Raw genomic sequence first — 14976 nt, 5'->3', positions numbered from 1 at the left:
CCAATTTTGCGGCCGCGTTACGCGGCCTTGCTGAAAGTCCGTGCCGTGTCGTTCAGATAGGCGTCGAAAGCCGATGCGACCGTTCGCACAAGGAAACGCTCTTCGAGCCTGACCCTGACGACACCTTCCTCCATCACGATAACTCCGTCGTCTGCCAGCGCGCGCAAGCGTTCGTTCCCTGTTAGCAGGACGTCCGGCTCAAAGCCGTGGTGCGCAGACATTGCCGCGATGTCCACGACGAAGTCGCACATCAATCGCTCGATCACATCGGCCCGCAACCGGTCCTCGGCAGTCAGCCGATAGCCCCTGGCGCTCGACAGGGATCCTTCCGAAATGCGTCTGGCATACTGGCCCGGGGGAACTTCGTTCTGAACGTAACCCTGACGAAAACGACCGATTGCCGACGCGCCGAACCCGATGAGGGTTTCGCACTGATCGGTGGTGTAGCCCTGAAAGTTGCGACGCAGCGTGCCATGTTTGGCAGAAAGCGCCAGCTCGTCTTGCGGAAGTGCGAAATGGTCGAGACCGATGCGCACATAGCCGGCCGAAACGAGCGCGGCGGCGATGGCTTCCGCCTGTTCGTTACGCGCCTGCGGACCAGGCAATGCCGTCTCATCGATCAGACGCTGGTGCTTTTTGAACGAAGGTATATGGGCATATCCGAATACCGAAAACCGGTCGGGCATCATCGCCAGCGAGGCCCCAACCGTCGCGACGCAGGATTCGACCGTCTGATGGGGCAAGCCGTAGATGAGGTCGAAATTGATCCGACCAATGCCGTTGTCACGCAGCCGGTTTACCGTAAGCAGCGTGGTTTCTTCCGACTGAATACGGTTGATCGCCTTCTGCACAACAGGATCGAAGCTCTGCACACCGAGGCTTGCGCGCGTTACGCCCGAGCGCCCAAGGGCTTCCGCCATGGCCTGGGTGAGGGTTCGCGGATCGATCTCGACAGAGACGTTTGCGCCCGCGTCGAGCCGGAAGCGCTGTCCGAGCAGTTGCATCAGGGACACAAATTCCTGCGGCTCGATGATTGTCGGCGTTCCGCCGCCAAAGTGAACTTCCCGGACATCGAGGGGCGACCTGGCGGCCTGCGAAACCAATTCTATCTCGCGGCGCAGCACGTCGAGATAGTCGAGGATAGGCTGGTCGCGTTCGGTGATCGTCGTGTGGCAACCGCAATACCAGCACATGGATCGACAGAACGGGATGTGAAGATAGAGGGAGACGGTCTGCGCGCCGACGTTGCGGATCCAGTCAAGCGTGTCTTGCGCTCCGACCTGATCTGAGAACTTCGGGGCTGTCGGGTAGCTGGTATAGCGTGGCAGGCGGGCATCGCCATATTTGACGACAAGATCGCTGGACATTGAGGTGATCCTTCAGGTTATGCCGTAATCTAGCGGCGGCGCTCACGTCTCTCTTTGCCTTTGCGCAAACCCGGGTTCGGATATCTTCGCCGAGGGGCATCTCTTCTTTCCCATGTGGCCGTTGACGACAATCAAGACAATGTTTGTTCTCCGACAAAGTACCGGCCAAGCTGCCTTCCTATGCTGAGAACCGTTGGCGCGAGGCGCCAGATCAGTCGATGGTTACAAGGAAGCGACATGTTGAACTCTGCGAACATCCCCGAAATAGACGTGCGGCAGATACCGCCAAGCCACCGCCACCCGACGATATTCGGGGTGCTTACCAGTCTGGCGCCCGGTGGTGCTATGCATGTCACGAGCGACCACGATCCGCGTCCCCTTCATCACCAGATCGACACCCGCTATCCCGATGAATTCGGCTGGCTGTATCTCGAGCAGGGCCCTGAGGTCTGGCGCGTTCAGATCACGCGGGCCGAGAGCGAGGGATGCAACTGCTGCTGCGGACACTGAAGGAGATACGGCAATGCATGGAGCGTCGATCTCACGCTGGACGATGGCCTATTTTGCGGCCTCGATCGCTTTCCTGCTCGCAGGACTGGCGTCGGTCGGTTGCGGGTACGGCACACCAGCCTCAATCGACGCTCCTGACACCCTTGCGATCGTACACCTCATCGTGATCGGCTGGCTCGGCCTGCTGTTTTGCGGCGCCCTTCTGCAATTCGTGCCGGTGCTGGCCGCAACGCATCTCAGATTGCCCTGGCTAGCGGCGCCCGCGCTTCTGGCGCTCGTTCTCGGGCTTGGTCTGCTGACTGCCGGGTTTTTGGCCTTGGCTGGTCATGTTTCCGTCGAGCCTGTCGTCATGTCCGCTGGCGGGTTTCTGCTGGCCTTCGGCTTCGGTTGCCTGATTGCCGCACTAACGACCACCATCGTCGCGCAACAAGCCTTCGGGATTTCTGGACTGCTGGTGCTCGTCGGGCTCATCGCCCTCGCCGTGACGATCGCGCTGGGCAATGTTTTTGCCGCCCTGCTCGTCGGCATCATCGATCTGCCATCGCTTGCCTCTCGTCTGACGGAGCTTGCACCCTATCATGCCGGCTCGGGCGTTCTGGGCTGGATGACCATTACCGCGGTCGGGGTCAGCTATCGCCTCTTCGCCATGTTCATGCTGGCGCCGGAGCGGCCATCTGCGAAAAACCCGATCGCGATTACGGCTGTTTGCGCGCTGGTCGCTCTTTACTCAGCCGTCGTCTTGCGCATGATGGAAATGGCAGGCGCTCAGACAGTGAGCATCCTTGCTGTGACGCTCTTGGTCCTGTTCGTCGGCCTCTATGGTTATGACATCGCGCGCATGTTCAAGGCACGTCGGCGCAAGGCACTTGAATTGAATTCGTTGACCGGCCTGGCGGCCCTCGGATTTCTTGCTCTGGGAGCAATCCTGTTGCTATGCGCCATATCGCTGGACACCCGCCTCGCATTCGCAGCCGCCGCATTCTATCTCCTGATCATGGGCTGGCTGACCGGCCTTGGTCTTGGGCAGCTTTATAAGATTATCCCGTTCCTGACCTGGCTCGAAACCTACGGTCCTGTGATGGGTAGACAGCAGGTACCCCGAGTGCAGGATCTCGTTGACGAGCGTCACGCGCGACTTTGGTTTGCAGTGTTCTATCTGTCCGTTCTTGCCGGAGCAGCCGGCCTCCTATTCGGCTTGGACTTGCTGTTCAGGGCGGCGAGCTTGTTTCAGTGCGCTGCGGTCGCCGCTCTGGCTGTGGAATATCTGCGAGCCAGATGCCTGACCTATGCACCTTATCAATTGCGGCTTCCGCCCGGCGTCGTGCGGCCGCATATTATCTACGCCATGACACAGACAAAGGAGTGACCCATGGGACTCGAATTCAAGGAACTCGACGTGAGACCAATCCTTGCCGCAGGTGGGGAACCGTTTCAGGCCATCATGGCAGCCGTGGAAGGGCTTGGCCCCGGTCAGGGACTGACACTGCTTGCACCGTTTCAGCCACAACCGCTCTACTCTGTGATGCAGCGCAAGGGTTTTCTCCATCAGGTCAACGAACTGGAGGGCGGTGATTTTGAAGTTCGCTTCTCGCCGCGCGCGACGGAGGTGCTGACGTCCGAAGACGTTCAGGATGCCAATAATTGGCCCGAACCTAGCCAGTCCTTCGATTTTTCCGATCTGGATCCGCCGCAGCCGATGGTCCGCATCCTCTCCGAGCTGGAGACGATGGCGCCGGGCGAAGTCCTGTTTGCCGTGCTTGCCAGGGAGCCGCTGTTCCTGTTCCCGGAACTGACCAAGCGAGGTCACCAATGGGCAGGCAATTTCGACAGTACCGGGAGCGCTTTCCGCATCATGATCAAGCGCGGAGCGCAAGATGCAAGATGACGCGCTTCGACAACAGGTGGAGTTGGCCTTGGAAGAGGTTCTCGATCCGGAGCTCGGCAAGAGCATAGTCGATCTCGGGCTGATCTACGGCGTCGAAAAAAGACAGGAGACGATCCATGTCACGATGACGACCACCAGTCGGGGCTGTCCTGCGGCAGATTTTCTGGTCGATGCGGTTCGCGAGCGCGTTGCCACGACGATCGGTGACGACAGGGTGGAAGTCGAGTTGATCTACGATCCACCCTGGTCTCCGGACATGATGCGGATAGAAGCTTGATCGGCGCGCCGGCAGTGCATCGGCTCTATCGTTTGCGGCGTGAAAACCTTTCCCGAGCCTGCTCGACACAGGAGGACAGAATCTGTGGCTCGGCTTCTTTTGATACGCGAACCGTCTCGATGACGAGCTTGAGAAGTTCGCGTTCGGTCACAGCATTTCGGTTGAACCATGGCTCTTCGGTAATTTGAGCATAGACCCGGCCTGCACGTTCCGCCTCGACGGGAGAGAGTTTGATCATGTTGGTCTGAAGCCGTATTAGAGTGCGATCGGGCTGCCGGTACCGAGCAAGGATCCACCCCTTTCCTAAGCCGTCGAAACTCCAAGATACAATAGATTCCAACCGTTCGATATCTCCGCACGATTTTGTGCGGGGTTCGACGGGCAAGCGATACTCATCTTAAGCGCTTCTAGTCAACGAACGGCTCGCCGAGATAGGCCTGAAGGCGGACCGTATCGGCATCCCAACCGTGATAGGCGGCGGTTTTGCCCCGCAACTCTGCCGGAACCTTCCAGCCAGGATCCACGCCGTCCATGTTGGGTAGGTCGTGGGCAATCCCTTTGTGACAATCGATACAGGTCGCCTTGCCGGGCAACAGATATCGGGTGTGGATTTCCGCAGCCCGCTCCGTCTGCTTCGAAAGATCCATCGCCATGGACGAATGGCAGTTGCGGCACTCTAGGCTGTCATTTGCCTTCAATCGTGCCCATTCGTGCTGGGCGAGTTCGAGGCGCATATCCAGGAATTTCTGCCTGGTGTCGATCGTGCCGAATATCTTGCCCCAGACTTCCTTCGAGGCTTGCATCTTGCGGGCGATCTTATCCGTCCACTGATGCGGAACATGGCAGTCGGGACAAGACGCCCGGACCCCAGACCGGTTGGAGAAGTGTATGGTTCTCGTCAATTCCTCATAGACGTTGGTCTTCATCTCGTGGCAGCCGGTACAGAAAGCTTCCGTATTGGTTACCTCGAGCGCCGTGTTGAACGCACCCCAGAACATGACGCCGCCGACAAACCCGCCGAGAGTCAGGAAGCCGAGGCTGAGCGTCGCTGCCGGCGTGCTCAATATGCGCCAGGCCCAAAGGATGACCGCCTTGAGTTTGCTGATCATGGTTCCGATCCCGCAGGTTTGAAACCGAGTTCGCTCATATCCTTGAATGTCGAATCGACGAGCGGCTTCACATCCGCCTGAGGAACATGGCACGCCGTACAGAAGTACCGGCGGGGCGACACGTCGGCGAGCATCTGACCCTCACGGGTCATATAGTGCGTGACGCTGATCATCGGTGCGCCAGAGCCTTCCGTCAGCTCGCGCTTGTGGCATGACAGACAGCGATTGGTATTGACGGAGAGCTGGTAGCCCTCGATCGAATGGGGAATGAGCGGCGGCTGGTCAGGATAGTTTCGCATTTTGCGAATGTCGTCCACCACCCATTTTGGAAGCACTTTCGTCTGCGCGCTCTCCATCGGGTCCTTGTTTCCGGACAGCTGCGGAACCATTTGCGCGAGCGCAACTGTACCGGTTATGAGCAGAAGGGCGATCCCGATGAGCGCCCAGGCACGCCTGACGATCAGGCGACGGGAAGGATCTTGACTGCGCATTTTTTGAAATCCGTCTGCTTCGAGATGGGATCGGTTGCGTCGAGGGTCACTTTGTTGATGAGCTGGCTCGCATCGAACCAGGGCACGAAAATCACACCATGCGGCATGCGATTGCGGCCGCGCGTATCGACGCGGCTGATGATCTCGCCGCGACGGGACTGGATGCGAACTTCCGCGCCCTGGTTGATCCCCATGCGCCGCGCATCATCGCCGTTCATGAAACATCGTGCGCCGGGAAACGCCTTGTAGAGTTCGGGGACCCGCATTGTCATCGATCCCGAATGCCAATGCTCCAGCACGCGACCGGTCACCAGCCAGAAGCTGAATTCGTCATCTGGGGATTCCGCCGGAGGCTCGTATGGGACGGCGAGAATGACGGCGCGTCCGTCCTTCTGCCCATAGAACTTGAGGCCCTCGCCTGGTTTGACGTAAGGGTCGTAGCCTTCGCGATATCGCCAGAGTGTCTCCTTGCCATCTACCACCGGCCAACGCAGCCCTCGGACCTCGTGATACCGGTCATAGGGCGCCAAATCATGCCCATGGCCGCGGCCGAAGCTCGCATATTCCTCGAAAAGGCCTTTCTGGAGATAGAAGCCGAATGCCTTTGCCTCGCGGTTCTCGTAGTCCGGGGAGATCTCGCTGATCGGGAACTTGTCGACCTGCCCGTTTTGATAGAGGATCTGGTAGAGCGTCTTGCCCTTGTAGGCAGGATTCTTGTCGAGAATCTCCTGGGGCCAGACTTCGTCGGTCGTGAAACGCTTGGAGAACTCTACCAGCTGCCAAAGATCGGACCGCGCCTGGCCGGGGGCGTTCACCAACTGATGCCAGACATGGGTGCGGCGCTCAGCATTGCCATATGCGCCTTCCTTCTCGACCCACATGGCGGCCGGAAGGATGAGATCGGCGCTCATCGCGGTCACGGTCGGATAGGCATCCGACACGACGATGAAGTTGTCTGGGTTGCGATATCCCTTGTAGGTCTCATTGCTGTTGTTCGGTGCGGCCTGGACATTGTTGTTAACCTGCACCCAGTAGAAATTCAGCTTGCCATCGTGCAGCATGCGGTCCTGTTGGACTGCATGGTAGCCGACCTTGTCCGGCAGGAGGCCGTGCGGCAGCTTCCACAACTCCTCTGCATGAGTCCGGTGCTCCTCGTTGGTCACGACCATGTCTGCCGGGAGACGGTGTGCGAACGTGCCGACCTCGCGCGCCGTGCCGCAGGCGGAAGGTTGCCCGGTCAGCGAGAAGGGGCTGTTGCCGGGCTCGGAGATTTTTCCGGTCAGAAGGTGAATGTTGTAGACCATCTGGTTGGCCCAAACACCGCGAACGTGCTGATTGAAGCCCATCGTCCAGAGCGACATGACCTTCGTCTTCGGATCGGCATAAAGTTCGGCGAGCTGCTCCAAGAACGCGCTGTCGACGCCCGAGAGCTCTACCACCTTTTCGAGTGTGTATTCCGACACCATCGCCTTGAACGCTTCGAAGTCGATCGGCTCCATTTTGGCAGCGTCCGCCACACCCTTGGCTTTCACCTCCAGGGGATTGTCCGGGCGAAGGCCATAGCCGATGTCCGTGGTCCCCTTCATGAACTTGGTGTGCTTGTCGACGAAGGCCTGGTTGACCCGGCCGGTCTGAATGATGTGGTTGGCTATATAGTTCAGGATTGCCAGATCCGTGCCCGGTTTGAAGATCAGCGGGATATCGGCCAGATCCATGCTGCGATGAGTGAAGGTCGACAGCACCGCGACCTTGACATGCTGATGCCCGAGACGCCGGTCGGCGACCCGCGTCCAAAGGATGGGGTGCATCTCGGCCATGTTCGAGCCCCAGAGCACGAAGGCATCGGCGTGTTCGAAATCGTCGTAGCAGCCCATCGGCTCGTCCATGCCGAAGGTGCGCATGAAGGCGACGGCGGCAGACGCCATGCAGTGGCGGGCGTTGGGATCGAGATTGTTGGAACGGAAGCCGGCGCGCATCAGTTTGGTCGCGGCATATCCCTCGAAGATCGTCCACTGTCCGGAGCCGAACATGCCGACGGCGGTCGGTCCCTTCTCCTTAAGGACACGTTTCGCCTGGGCTGCCATGACATCGAAGGCCTCTTCCCAGGTTACCGGTTCGAATTCGCCGTCCTTGGCATAGACGCCGTCGCGTTTTCGCAGGAGCGGCGTCGTCAGCCTGTCTTTGCCGTACATGATTTTCGAGAGGAAGTAGCCCTTGACACAGTTGAGACCGCGGTTGACCTCGGCTTCCATGTCGCCATGGGTTGCGACCACCTGGTTTTCCTTGACCCCGACCATGACGCCGCAACCCGTGCCGCAGAAGCGGCACGGTGCCTTGGACCACTTGATCTGCAGCGCCTCGACGCCGCCCGGAACGGATTGGGCAGCCGCGGGGATGGAGATTCCCGCCGTCGACGCAGCGACGGCCGCGGCCTGAGCTTTCAAGAGATTACGCCGCGTGAGTTCGACCGTCATCCGACACCTCCTCGTCCGAAATTGCTTGCTCAAAAACCATATGCGCGCCGAGGACCTCGTCCATCGCGGAGATCGCCAGCAGTGTTTCCCCGAGATATCCAGCGGTCGGGCCTTCGATCACGACAACGATCTTGCCGGCACCCGATCCATGAACTTCGACACCCCCGATGCCGCTGAGCCGGTTACAAACCATCTCGACCATCTCCGGCCGGGTCATGACGATCGCGCTCGATATGTGATGACGGGTATCAGGCATCTGTGACCTCACGGGTCCGATCTTGCATGGAGATGCAGCCGCTCGGACAGATGCTGACGCATGCCCCGCATCCAGTGCAGGCCTCAGTATCGAGATGGGGAAGGAATGGGCCGCCAATCCGGGGGCGAAACCGGATGGCGGTGGTGGGACAGACGTCCCGACAGGCCTGACAGTCGACGAAATTCATCGCAAGGCAGTTATCGCCGATGGCTGCATGATGATGAAACTGTCTTGGATTGTCAGGCGGGAAAACCCGCTCGGGACATCGGTCGGCACAGAGTCCGCAGAACGTGCACTCTCCCTGCTGGAAATCGGCACGCGGAAGGCCCGACTGAAAGATGATTATTTTCTCGGGACAGGCATCAAGACAGGCGCCGCAGCCTGTGCAATCCTTCATCGTCGCATCGGTTGCGCCGGGTGGAAATGGAAGGTGGCTTGTTTTCAGGTGCCGACCGGTCAGGAAGCCGCGTCTCGTCGTGGAATGTATGCCCATAGCATCATTCCGCCGAATTCGGCCGGGCCGGCACGACATCGTGAGGACCGGGCGGACCATAGACGATCTGGTACATCCAAACCAGAAATCCATAGCCTCCCACGGCCCCGACTGCCACAATTGGCCAGATTCCGAACGCAAGCACCGCAAACGTCAAGAGCTCCCTTCGACGTTTTGCGCGGAATCCGCCGCGATCATCAGAGATAACGTCTGACACGGCTCACCTCCTCAGGTTGTCGAATCCTAGCTCACCCGGGTGCGCCGGTAAAGTGAAGATTGTCTTTTGTTGTGGTCCCTCATGATGGAGCGCGGGCCGATGGCTTACGGCGTGCGATCAGCATCGGGCCGTATTCCGCTAGATAAAGGGCAAAAGCCGCGATCCACAGCAATCCGGCGCTCGCATAGATAATTCCCAGCCACTCCGGGAAAAATCCAGCCATGGGTCTGACGAGCGCACATAGGAAGATCGCCGCATAACCTGCACTCGTTAGTCCCGAAGCCGTCAGCTCACGGCCGGTATGGCCGCGCGTTGCGCGTGTCATCACCGCAAGCATCATTGCGGCGACCGTGCCGACCGTTAGAACGTGGATCGCGGATGTTGTCTCCATCGCCCCAATCGCCGAAACTGCAATGACGAGGAAGCCCAAGGGCACAAACGCATAGGCGAGATGCAGGACCAGAACCAGGGGTTCCTTTACAGTTGTCCAGCCGCGCCATCTCCACAAGCGCACTGCATGCAGCGCCGCAGTCAACAGCGCCAGAAGAGCCGTCGAAACGCCTGTCGGCGCGATGATCCAGGCCGCGAACATCGGAATGGCGCAGACGATCGCCACCACGTCGAAGCGGTTGTAGGGAACCGGAAAATCTGTTCGCCCCGCCTTGCTGAGCCAGTTGCGCGTAAAGCTCGGAAGCATTCTTCCACCGACGACGAGGATCATCATGGTCAGCCCGGCCAGGGCCAGGCGCTCGGAGTAGTCAGGATCGCCAAGAGCGATCGCCTCGTAGTGGAAGCATATGTTGGCGAGTGTCAGGATGCCCAGCCCGGCGATTACCTTTAGGTCGGCCCATTTGCGGCCCGCAACGATCTCGCGTACGCAGACAACCAACATTGTGGGCAAGAACGCCGCCTCGATAATGGTCGAGCTCGTCAGGCCGAGGACATCTGGCCACACCAGAACAAGGCGACCGGCGCACCACAATGCAAAAAGCCCGACAAGAGGGCGGCCGGAAACAGGAAGGCGGCCGGTCCAGTTGGGTACAGCCGTCAACAGGAAGCCCGCCACGATCGCCGAGCCGAAGCCGAACAGCATCTCGTGCGCGTGCCAGGCGACGGCACCATAGCTGCCGCCAATCTCGGTCATGCCGGAGACCGCGGCCACCCACGCGATCATCGCGATACATGCCCAAGCTGCGCCGCCGAGAAAGAACGGCCTAAATCCATAAGAGAAGAGGACTGGGCCTGTTGCGGATAGGCCTCTCGGAATTCCTCCCGGACGTCGTTGCGGGAGAGTTCTGCCTTGTATCATCGGTCGCTCCTATCGTTGCGACGAAGACTAAAGGAGCGAACATCCCGGCTCTTTGCTGAAAGGCAAATGGCAGGATCGAATTGTGGCGACAGATTGCTCCAGCACAAAGAGTGTTGCCCGACACGGACGTAATTTCTGCATCGAGAGAACGGAAACGCTCCGTTCCGAACCAGGAGAAGTCCGATGAGCAATACATTCCCACTCACAAGACGCTCGATTCTCGCTGGAGCTGCTTTCGCCGGAGCACTGGCTCCGTTGGTGGCTGCCTCGGCGGCAGGCGCCAGCGCCGAGGTCGTCAACGTGAAGGCCACCCCCGCCGATCTGGCCCAACTCAAGCGCGTAAAGCTTGAACTCGTCAATCCGCCCTTCGTGCATCCCCACACCCAGAAGGCGGAGGGCGGCCCCAAGATCTATGAAGTGACACTGACCATACAGGAGAAGAAGATCGTCATCGACGATGCCGGCACCGAGGTGCATGCCATGACCTTCAACGGCTCGGTACCAGGTCCGATGATCGTCGTGCATCAGGATGACTACGTCGAGGTCACCTTGGTCAATCCCGAAACCAACGAGCTGCAGCACAATATCGATTTCCATTCGGCGACAGGCGCGCTGGGCGGCGGTGCACTGACGGTCGTCAATCCCGGCGAAAAAGCGGTGATGCGCTTCAAGGCCACCAAGGCCGGCGTCTTCGTTTATCATTGCGCACCTCCCGGAATGGTTCCTTGGCATGTCACCTCGGGCATGAATGGCGCAATCATGGTCTTGCCGCGAGATGGCTTGAAGGATCACAAGGGCAACGACCTTGTTTACGACAAGGCCTATTATGTCGGCGAGCAGGACTTCTATGTGCCGAAGGATGCGGACGGCCAGTACAAGAAATATGAAAGTGCCGGCGAAGCCTATGGCGATGTCCTGGAAGTCATGAACACGCTGACCCCAAGCCACATTGTCTTCAATGGCGCGGTGGGTGCATTGACGGGCAAGAATGCCCTTCAGGCCAAGGTCGGCGAAAAGGTGTTGATCCTGCATTCGCAGGCCAATCGCGACACTCGCCCGCACCTGATCGGTGGACATGGCGACTACGTCTGGGCAACCGGCAAGTTTGCCAATCCGCCGGAACTCGACCAGGAAACCTGGTTCATTCCAGGCGGTGCGGCTGGGGCGGCTTTCTACACGTTCCAGCAGCCCGGCATCTATGCCTATGTCAATCATAACCTGATCGAGGCCTTCGAGAAGGGCGCTGCTGCCCATTTCAAGGTCGAGGGCGAATGGAACAACGACCTGATGACCGGCATCGTCTCGCCTAACAACCACTGAACCAGAGTACTGTCCGCGCGGCATCCGGCCGCGCGGACCGACCGTCCAGATCCTGCGCCACGCGAGGATTGCCATGACCACCGCCCGCAAAAGCAACCGAACTTCGCTCCTGTCGATTACACTGCCTGCAACCGTGCTGGTTGTCTGCGCAACCGGTATAGCCGGCCAATTGGGGTACTTCGAGCCGAGCGCGCCGGTCACCGTTGAAGGTCCGAGCGTTGTGACAATCGTCGGGCGGGAATTCGAATACCGGGACTACGGTGAATTTTATCGCAACGGCTTTGCCGTCGACGGGCCGATAGTCAAGGCGCGTTACAGCCAGCCTTTGGCGATCATGAAATATCAGGTAAGCGAGAAAGAATATGCGCGCTGCGTCCATGCAAAGAAGTGCCCCGCGGTGGAAGCCGCCCATGTCCATGGAGCCGATTTCCCGGTTACGGGTGTCAGCTACGACGATGCGCAGGCTTACGCGCGCTGGCTGACGGCGGAGACTGGCGAAGTCTGGACGCTGCCAAGTCACGACCAGATTGCGTTTGCCGCCGGCAGCAAGTTTACCGATGACGGGCTCGGCGTGGATCCGGACAGCCGCAATCCCGCGCTGCGCTGGCTTGCCGACTACGAGCGCGAAACTCGCAGGAAGGAAGAACGCGATCCTTCGCCGAAGAAAAGCGGAAACTATGGCGAAAACGAATACGGTCTCGCCGATTTCGCCGGCAACGTCTGGGAATGGACCACCACTTGCCAGCGGCGCATCGACCTCGCCGGCACAGACCGCGCCGCGCTTCAGACCTGTGGCATCTACGTGACGGTCGGTCAGCATCGTGCGCCAATGAGCTCGTTCGTTCGCGATCCAAAGACCGGCGGATGCTCGGTCGGCGCGCCGCCGGCGAACCTCGGCTTCCGGCTGGTTCGGGACGATCGCTGGCATGCCGACATCCTGCGGCGCCTGCGCGACCGTGGAATAATTTCGTGAATTGACGCCCGAATGCTCGCCTGTGCGACATCCGGGCGTTTGGCTGAACAACGGCAGGAGAGTTCGTTGAAGATTGATAAGAGCGTCGTGAAGGGCTTTTCAATGTTCGAAAAGATGCCCGATGCCGATGTTGAAGCGCTTCTCGTTCAAGCCGTTTCCAGGAGGATCGGTCCGGGCGAGGCGTTTTTCGAGCAGGGCGCTCCAGCGACGCATTTCTTTCTACTCGTCAATGGACGTCTCAAGGTCACGCAGGTTACGCAGGACGGACAGCAGATCATCGTGCGGGTGGTGCATCCCGGTGACCTGTTCGGCTTTGCGCGGGCCCTGCGTCGTTCCGATTATCCCGGGACGGCACTTGGGGTCATCGAAAGTCTCGCGGTCTGCTGGCCGACGGACCTTTGGCCGCAGTTCATTGATCGCAGCCCTCATCTTGCTGTCAGCGCGCTCAATACGATCGGTCAGAGACTTGAGGAGGCGCATACCCGCATCCGCGAAATGTCGACGGAGGAGGTCGAGCGTCGCGTCGCCCATACCGTGCTGCGGCTGAGCAAGCAGGCGGGCCGCAAGGAGGAGGGTGGTGTGCGGATCGATTTTCCGATCTCGCGCCAGGACATCGCGGAGATGACCGGGACCACACTGCACACCGTGTCGCGCATATTGAGCGCCTGGGAAGCCAACGGACTGGTTGAAGGCGGCCGGCAGAAGTTGCTAGTGCGTGATCTCGCCGGGTTGCAGGTCCTCGCCGACACCTTGGGCTCATAGCTTGGAAGCGCCTGCGGCATTCGGGTGCTGCCTCGATCGATAACCTTCCATTTTGACTGGACGATACAGTGGCCGCCGCGTCACAGCCAAGGACCACCTTTGCCGCTCCGCGCTCCTTGCAGCCCGGTTAACGAGGCATCGTCAGGGCGACCAAGGCGTGAAGACGGCAAAATCCACCCATGCGTACGGTTGTCCTGACGATTTTTCCTGCTCTTTTGTCCCGATTGTATATACTGTTTTGGTGCGGGTAGCTCCTCCTCCTACAAAGGGCGCCCTGCAATGTTAGGTGAGCATTTCCGGCACTGTGGTGCCGAGTACATGGGCAATCTGGTCGACGACATCGATGGTCGGGCTATAGATGCATCGTTCGAGCGAGCTGATATAGGTCCGATCAAGCTTCGCCAGATGAGCCAGTTCTTCCTGCGACAGCCCTTTGGCATTTCGCATTGTTTTAAGGTTTCGAGCGAATGTCTCTCTTATCGTCATACACGAGTAAGAGCGGCTTGTAGAGTATACTTCCACGGAGTATTCTCTACAAAGAATAGTCAATTTGAGATTGTATTCGAGATGGACAAGGCGGTGACGGAGGAGACTTTGAGCAAGACGGAAAAAAGGGTCAGCCCCATCGATGTTCAGGTCGGGGAAAGGATCAAGGCGCGTCGCCGCGCCATTGGAATGAGCCAGGAGAGATTGGGGCAAGCCCTGGGCATCACATTTCAACAGGTGCAGAAATATGAAAAAGGCACCAATCGTGTTGGTGCCAGCCGGATTATGAACATCGCAACCACACTCGGAATGCCCGTATCGCATTTCTTTCCGGAACATCCGGGCGTATCGAATGCCCCGCTATCGGGTCCGGCGGGAAGTGACGAGCTCGTCAGCTTTCTGACTACGGTGGAGGGGCGCATGTTGAATACCGCCTTTGCAAGGGTCGATGGCGCTCTAAAGCGAATGATCGTATCCTTGGTTGTAGCAATAGCGCGCGCCGAGGAAGAGGGCGCGTCACAAGACGTCTAGCGTTGATTGGCGGACTGATTCCGGACCTTGGATGCCGGTGAGGAAACGGTCCTGATTACCCTCGGAGCAGACGTCTTAGTCCTTCGGCAGAGATCATCAGCAATAGAAGCGTGACGACTAAGAATAGCATCGCACCCACCTGCCGATAGACAACCACGCCGAGGATGCCGCCAGCAAGGAAAGCAAACATGGTGCTTCCGTGCAGTATGATCTTGTGGCGGTTCCTCAGATCGTCGTGACCGCACGCATCATTCCTGAGGCGATCGAGGGCAATCGCGACCTCCATGCCAAGATCCGTTGCCATGCCGGATACATGCGTGGTGCGCACCCTCGCTTCGGAAATGTGGGTAACGATCGCATTCTGTAGTCCCATGATGAATGCGAGGCCGCCAACCAGAAGCGGAACGCGGACCTGGGGAGTGGGCATGGTGTCAAACCACGCCAGAGGTAGCACCAGCATGGCCTCAAACATCACGAGATAAGCGTGCGATCCGTCGATCTTGCGACGTTCGCAAA

General features: G+C 59.1%; 19 protein-coding genes. 8 read left to right on the top strand and 11 right to left on the bottom strand.

Going from position 1 to position 14976, the window contains the following annotated elements:
* Positions 1-17: 17 nt before the first annotated feature.
* Positions 18-1367, bottom strand: coding sequence for an oxygen-independent coproporphyrinogen III oxidase (gene hemN / locus ACSQ3I_RS25135; protein ID WP_436003451.1), 1350 nt, complete (start codon positions 1365-1367; stop codon positions 18-20).
* 237 nt (positions 1368-1604) lie between these two features.
* On the opposite strand from hemN, the gene ACSQ3I_RS25130 reads away from it, so the two are divergent.
* The 4 genes from ACSQ3I_RS25130 to ACSQ3I_RS25115 are packed head-to-tail and all read left to right on the top strand — an operon-like array spanning position 1605 to position 4039.
* Positions 1605-1877 (top strand): DUF2249 domain-containing protein, encoded by a 273-nt coding sequence (locus ACSQ3I_RS25130; RefSeq protein ID WP_436003449.1) that lies wholly within the window; start codon positions 1605-1607, stop codon positions 1875-1877.
* Positions 1878-1890: 13 nt separating this feature from the next.
* Positions 1891-3243, top strand: coding sequence for a hypothetical protein (locus ACSQ3I_RS25125; RefSeq protein WP_436003448.1), 1353 nt, complete (start codon positions 1891-1893; stop codon positions 3241-3243).
* 3 nt (positions 3244-3246) lie between these two features.
* Positions 3247-3762, top strand: a complete 516-nt coding sequence (locus ACSQ3I_RS25120) for a DUF2249 domain-containing protein (protein WP_436003446.1) — start codon at positions 3247-3249, stop codon at positions 3760-3762.
* Positions 3752-4039: a metal-sulfur cluster assembly factor gene (locus tag ACSQ3I_RS25115; RefSeq protein WP_436003444.1), complete on the top strand. Its 288-nt coding sequence runs from the start codon at positions 3752-3754 to the stop codon at positions 4037-4039. The genes ACSQ3I_RS25120 and ACSQ3I_RS25115 overlap by 11 nt, the downstream gene beginning before the upstream one ends.
* Before the next feature lie 25 nt (positions 4040-4064).
* Here ACSQ3I_RS25115 and ACSQ3I_RS25110 read toward each other — a convergent pair whose 3' ends face one another.
* The 8 genes from ACSQ3I_RS25110 to ACSQ3I_RS25075 form a co-directional block, all read right to left on the bottom strand.
* Complete coding sequence (locus ACSQ3I_RS25110; protein WP_436003442.1) at positions 4065-4277, bottom strand: hypothetical protein; 213 nt, start codon at positions 4275-4277, stop codon at positions 4065-4067.
* 169 nt (positions 4278-4446) lie between these two features.
* Positions 4447-5148 carry a NapC/NirT family cytochrome c gene (locus ACSQ3I_RS25105; RefSeq protein WP_436003440.1) on the bottom strand — a complete coding sequence of 234 codons (702 nt, stop codon included), beginning with the start codon at positions 5146-5148 and terminating at the stop codon, positions 4447-4449.
* A complete protein-coding gene (locus ACSQ3I_RS25100; RefSeq protein WP_436003438.1) occupies positions 5145-5639 on the bottom strand; it encodes a nitrate reductase cytochrome c-type subunit in 495 nt (164 codons plus the stop codon). Before ACSQ3I_RS25100 ends, ACSQ3I_RS25105 begins: the two co-directional genes overlap by 4 nt.
* Positions 5609-8113 carry a periplasmic nitrate reductase subunit alpha gene (gene napA, locus ACSQ3I_RS25095; RefSeq protein ID WP_436003436.1) on the bottom strand — a complete coding sequence of 835 codons (2505 nt, stop codon included), beginning with the start codon at positions 8111-8113 and terminating at the stop codon, positions 5609-5611. The genes ACSQ3I_RS25100 and napA overlap by 31 nt, the downstream gene beginning before the upstream one ends.
* On the bottom strand, positions 8088-8369 hold the full coding sequence (locus ACSQ3I_RS25090; RefSeq protein WP_436003434.1) for a chaperone NapD: 282 nt from the start codon (positions 8367-8369) through the stop codon (positions 8088-8090). The genes napA and ACSQ3I_RS25090 overlap by 26 nt, the downstream gene beginning before the upstream one ends.
* The gene (gene napF / locus ACSQ3I_RS25085; protein WP_436003432.1) at positions 8362-8862 is read right to left on the bottom strand and encodes a ferredoxin-type protein NapF; all 501 of its coding nucleotides are present in this window, start codon (positions 8860-8862) and stop codon (positions 8362-8364) included. The genes ACSQ3I_RS25090 and napF overlap by 8 nt, the downstream gene beginning before the upstream one ends.
* 4 nt (positions 8863-8866) lie before the next feature.
* On the bottom strand, positions 8867-9079 hold the full coding sequence (gene napE, locus ACSQ3I_RS25080) for a periplasmic nitrate reductase, NapE protein (protein ID WP_436003430.1): 213 nt from the start codon (positions 9077-9079) through the stop codon (positions 8867-8869).
* A 79-nt stretch (positions 9080-9158) separates the two neighbouring features.
* Positions 9159-10388, bottom strand: coding sequence for an NnrS family protein (locus tag ACSQ3I_RS25075; protein WP_436003428.1), 1230 nt, complete (start codon positions 10386-10388; stop codon positions 9159-9161).
* A 183-nt stretch (positions 10389-10571) separates the two neighbouring features.
* Between ACSQ3I_RS25075 and nirK the strand changes: the two genes are divergently transcribed.
* The 3 genes from nirK (at position 10572) to ACSQ3I_RS25060 (ending at position 13443) form a co-directional block, all read left to right on the top strand.
* Entirely contained in the window at positions 10572-11708 is a 1137-nt protein-coding gene (gene nirK / locus ACSQ3I_RS25070; protein WP_436003426.1) for a copper-containing nitrite reductase, read from the top strand.
* Between the two features lie 73 nt (positions 11709-11781).
* Positions 11782-12681 (top strand): SUMF1/EgtB/PvdO family nonheme iron enzyme, encoded by a 900-nt coding sequence (locus ACSQ3I_RS25065; protein ID WP_436003424.1) that lies wholly within the window; start codon positions 11782-11784, stop codon positions 12679-12681.
* 66 nt (positions 12682-12747) lie between these two features.
* Entirely contained in the window at positions 12748-13443 is a 696-nt protein-coding gene (locus ACSQ3I_RS25060) for a Crp/Fnr family transcriptional regulator (RefSeq protein ID WP_436003422.1), read from the top strand.
* A 282-nt stretch (positions 13444-13725) separates the two neighbouring features.
* Here ACSQ3I_RS25060 and ACSQ3I_RS25055 read toward each other — a convergent pair whose 3' ends face one another.
* Complete coding sequence (locus tag ACSQ3I_RS25055; RefSeq protein ID WP_436003420.1) at positions 13726-13929, bottom strand: helix-turn-helix domain-containing protein; 204 nt, start codon at positions 13927-13929, stop codon at positions 13726-13728.
* Between the two features lie 108 nt (positions 13930-14037).
* Between ACSQ3I_RS25055 and ACSQ3I_RS25050 the strand changes: the two genes are divergently transcribed.
* Positions 14038-14460, top strand: coding sequence for a helix-turn-helix domain-containing protein (locus ACSQ3I_RS25050; protein WP_436003418.1), 423 nt, complete (start codon positions 14038-14040; stop codon positions 14458-14460).
* 55 nt (positions 14461-14515) lie between these two features.
* Here ACSQ3I_RS25050 and ACSQ3I_RS25045 read toward each other — a convergent pair.
* The coding region (locus tag ACSQ3I_RS25045) for a YoaK family protein (protein ID WP_436003416.1) at positions 14516-14976 on the bottom strand (461 nt) is incomplete at its 5' end.

Origin of the sequence: Rhizobium sp. LjRoot30 (assembly GCF_964253915.1) — a bacterium.
Lineage (GTDB): Bacteria > Pseudomonadota > Alphaproteobacteria > Rhizobiales > Rhizobiaceae > Metarhizobium.
Note: the sequence above shows the minus strand (reverse complement) of the source record. Positions and strands in the feature narration are given on the sequence as shown.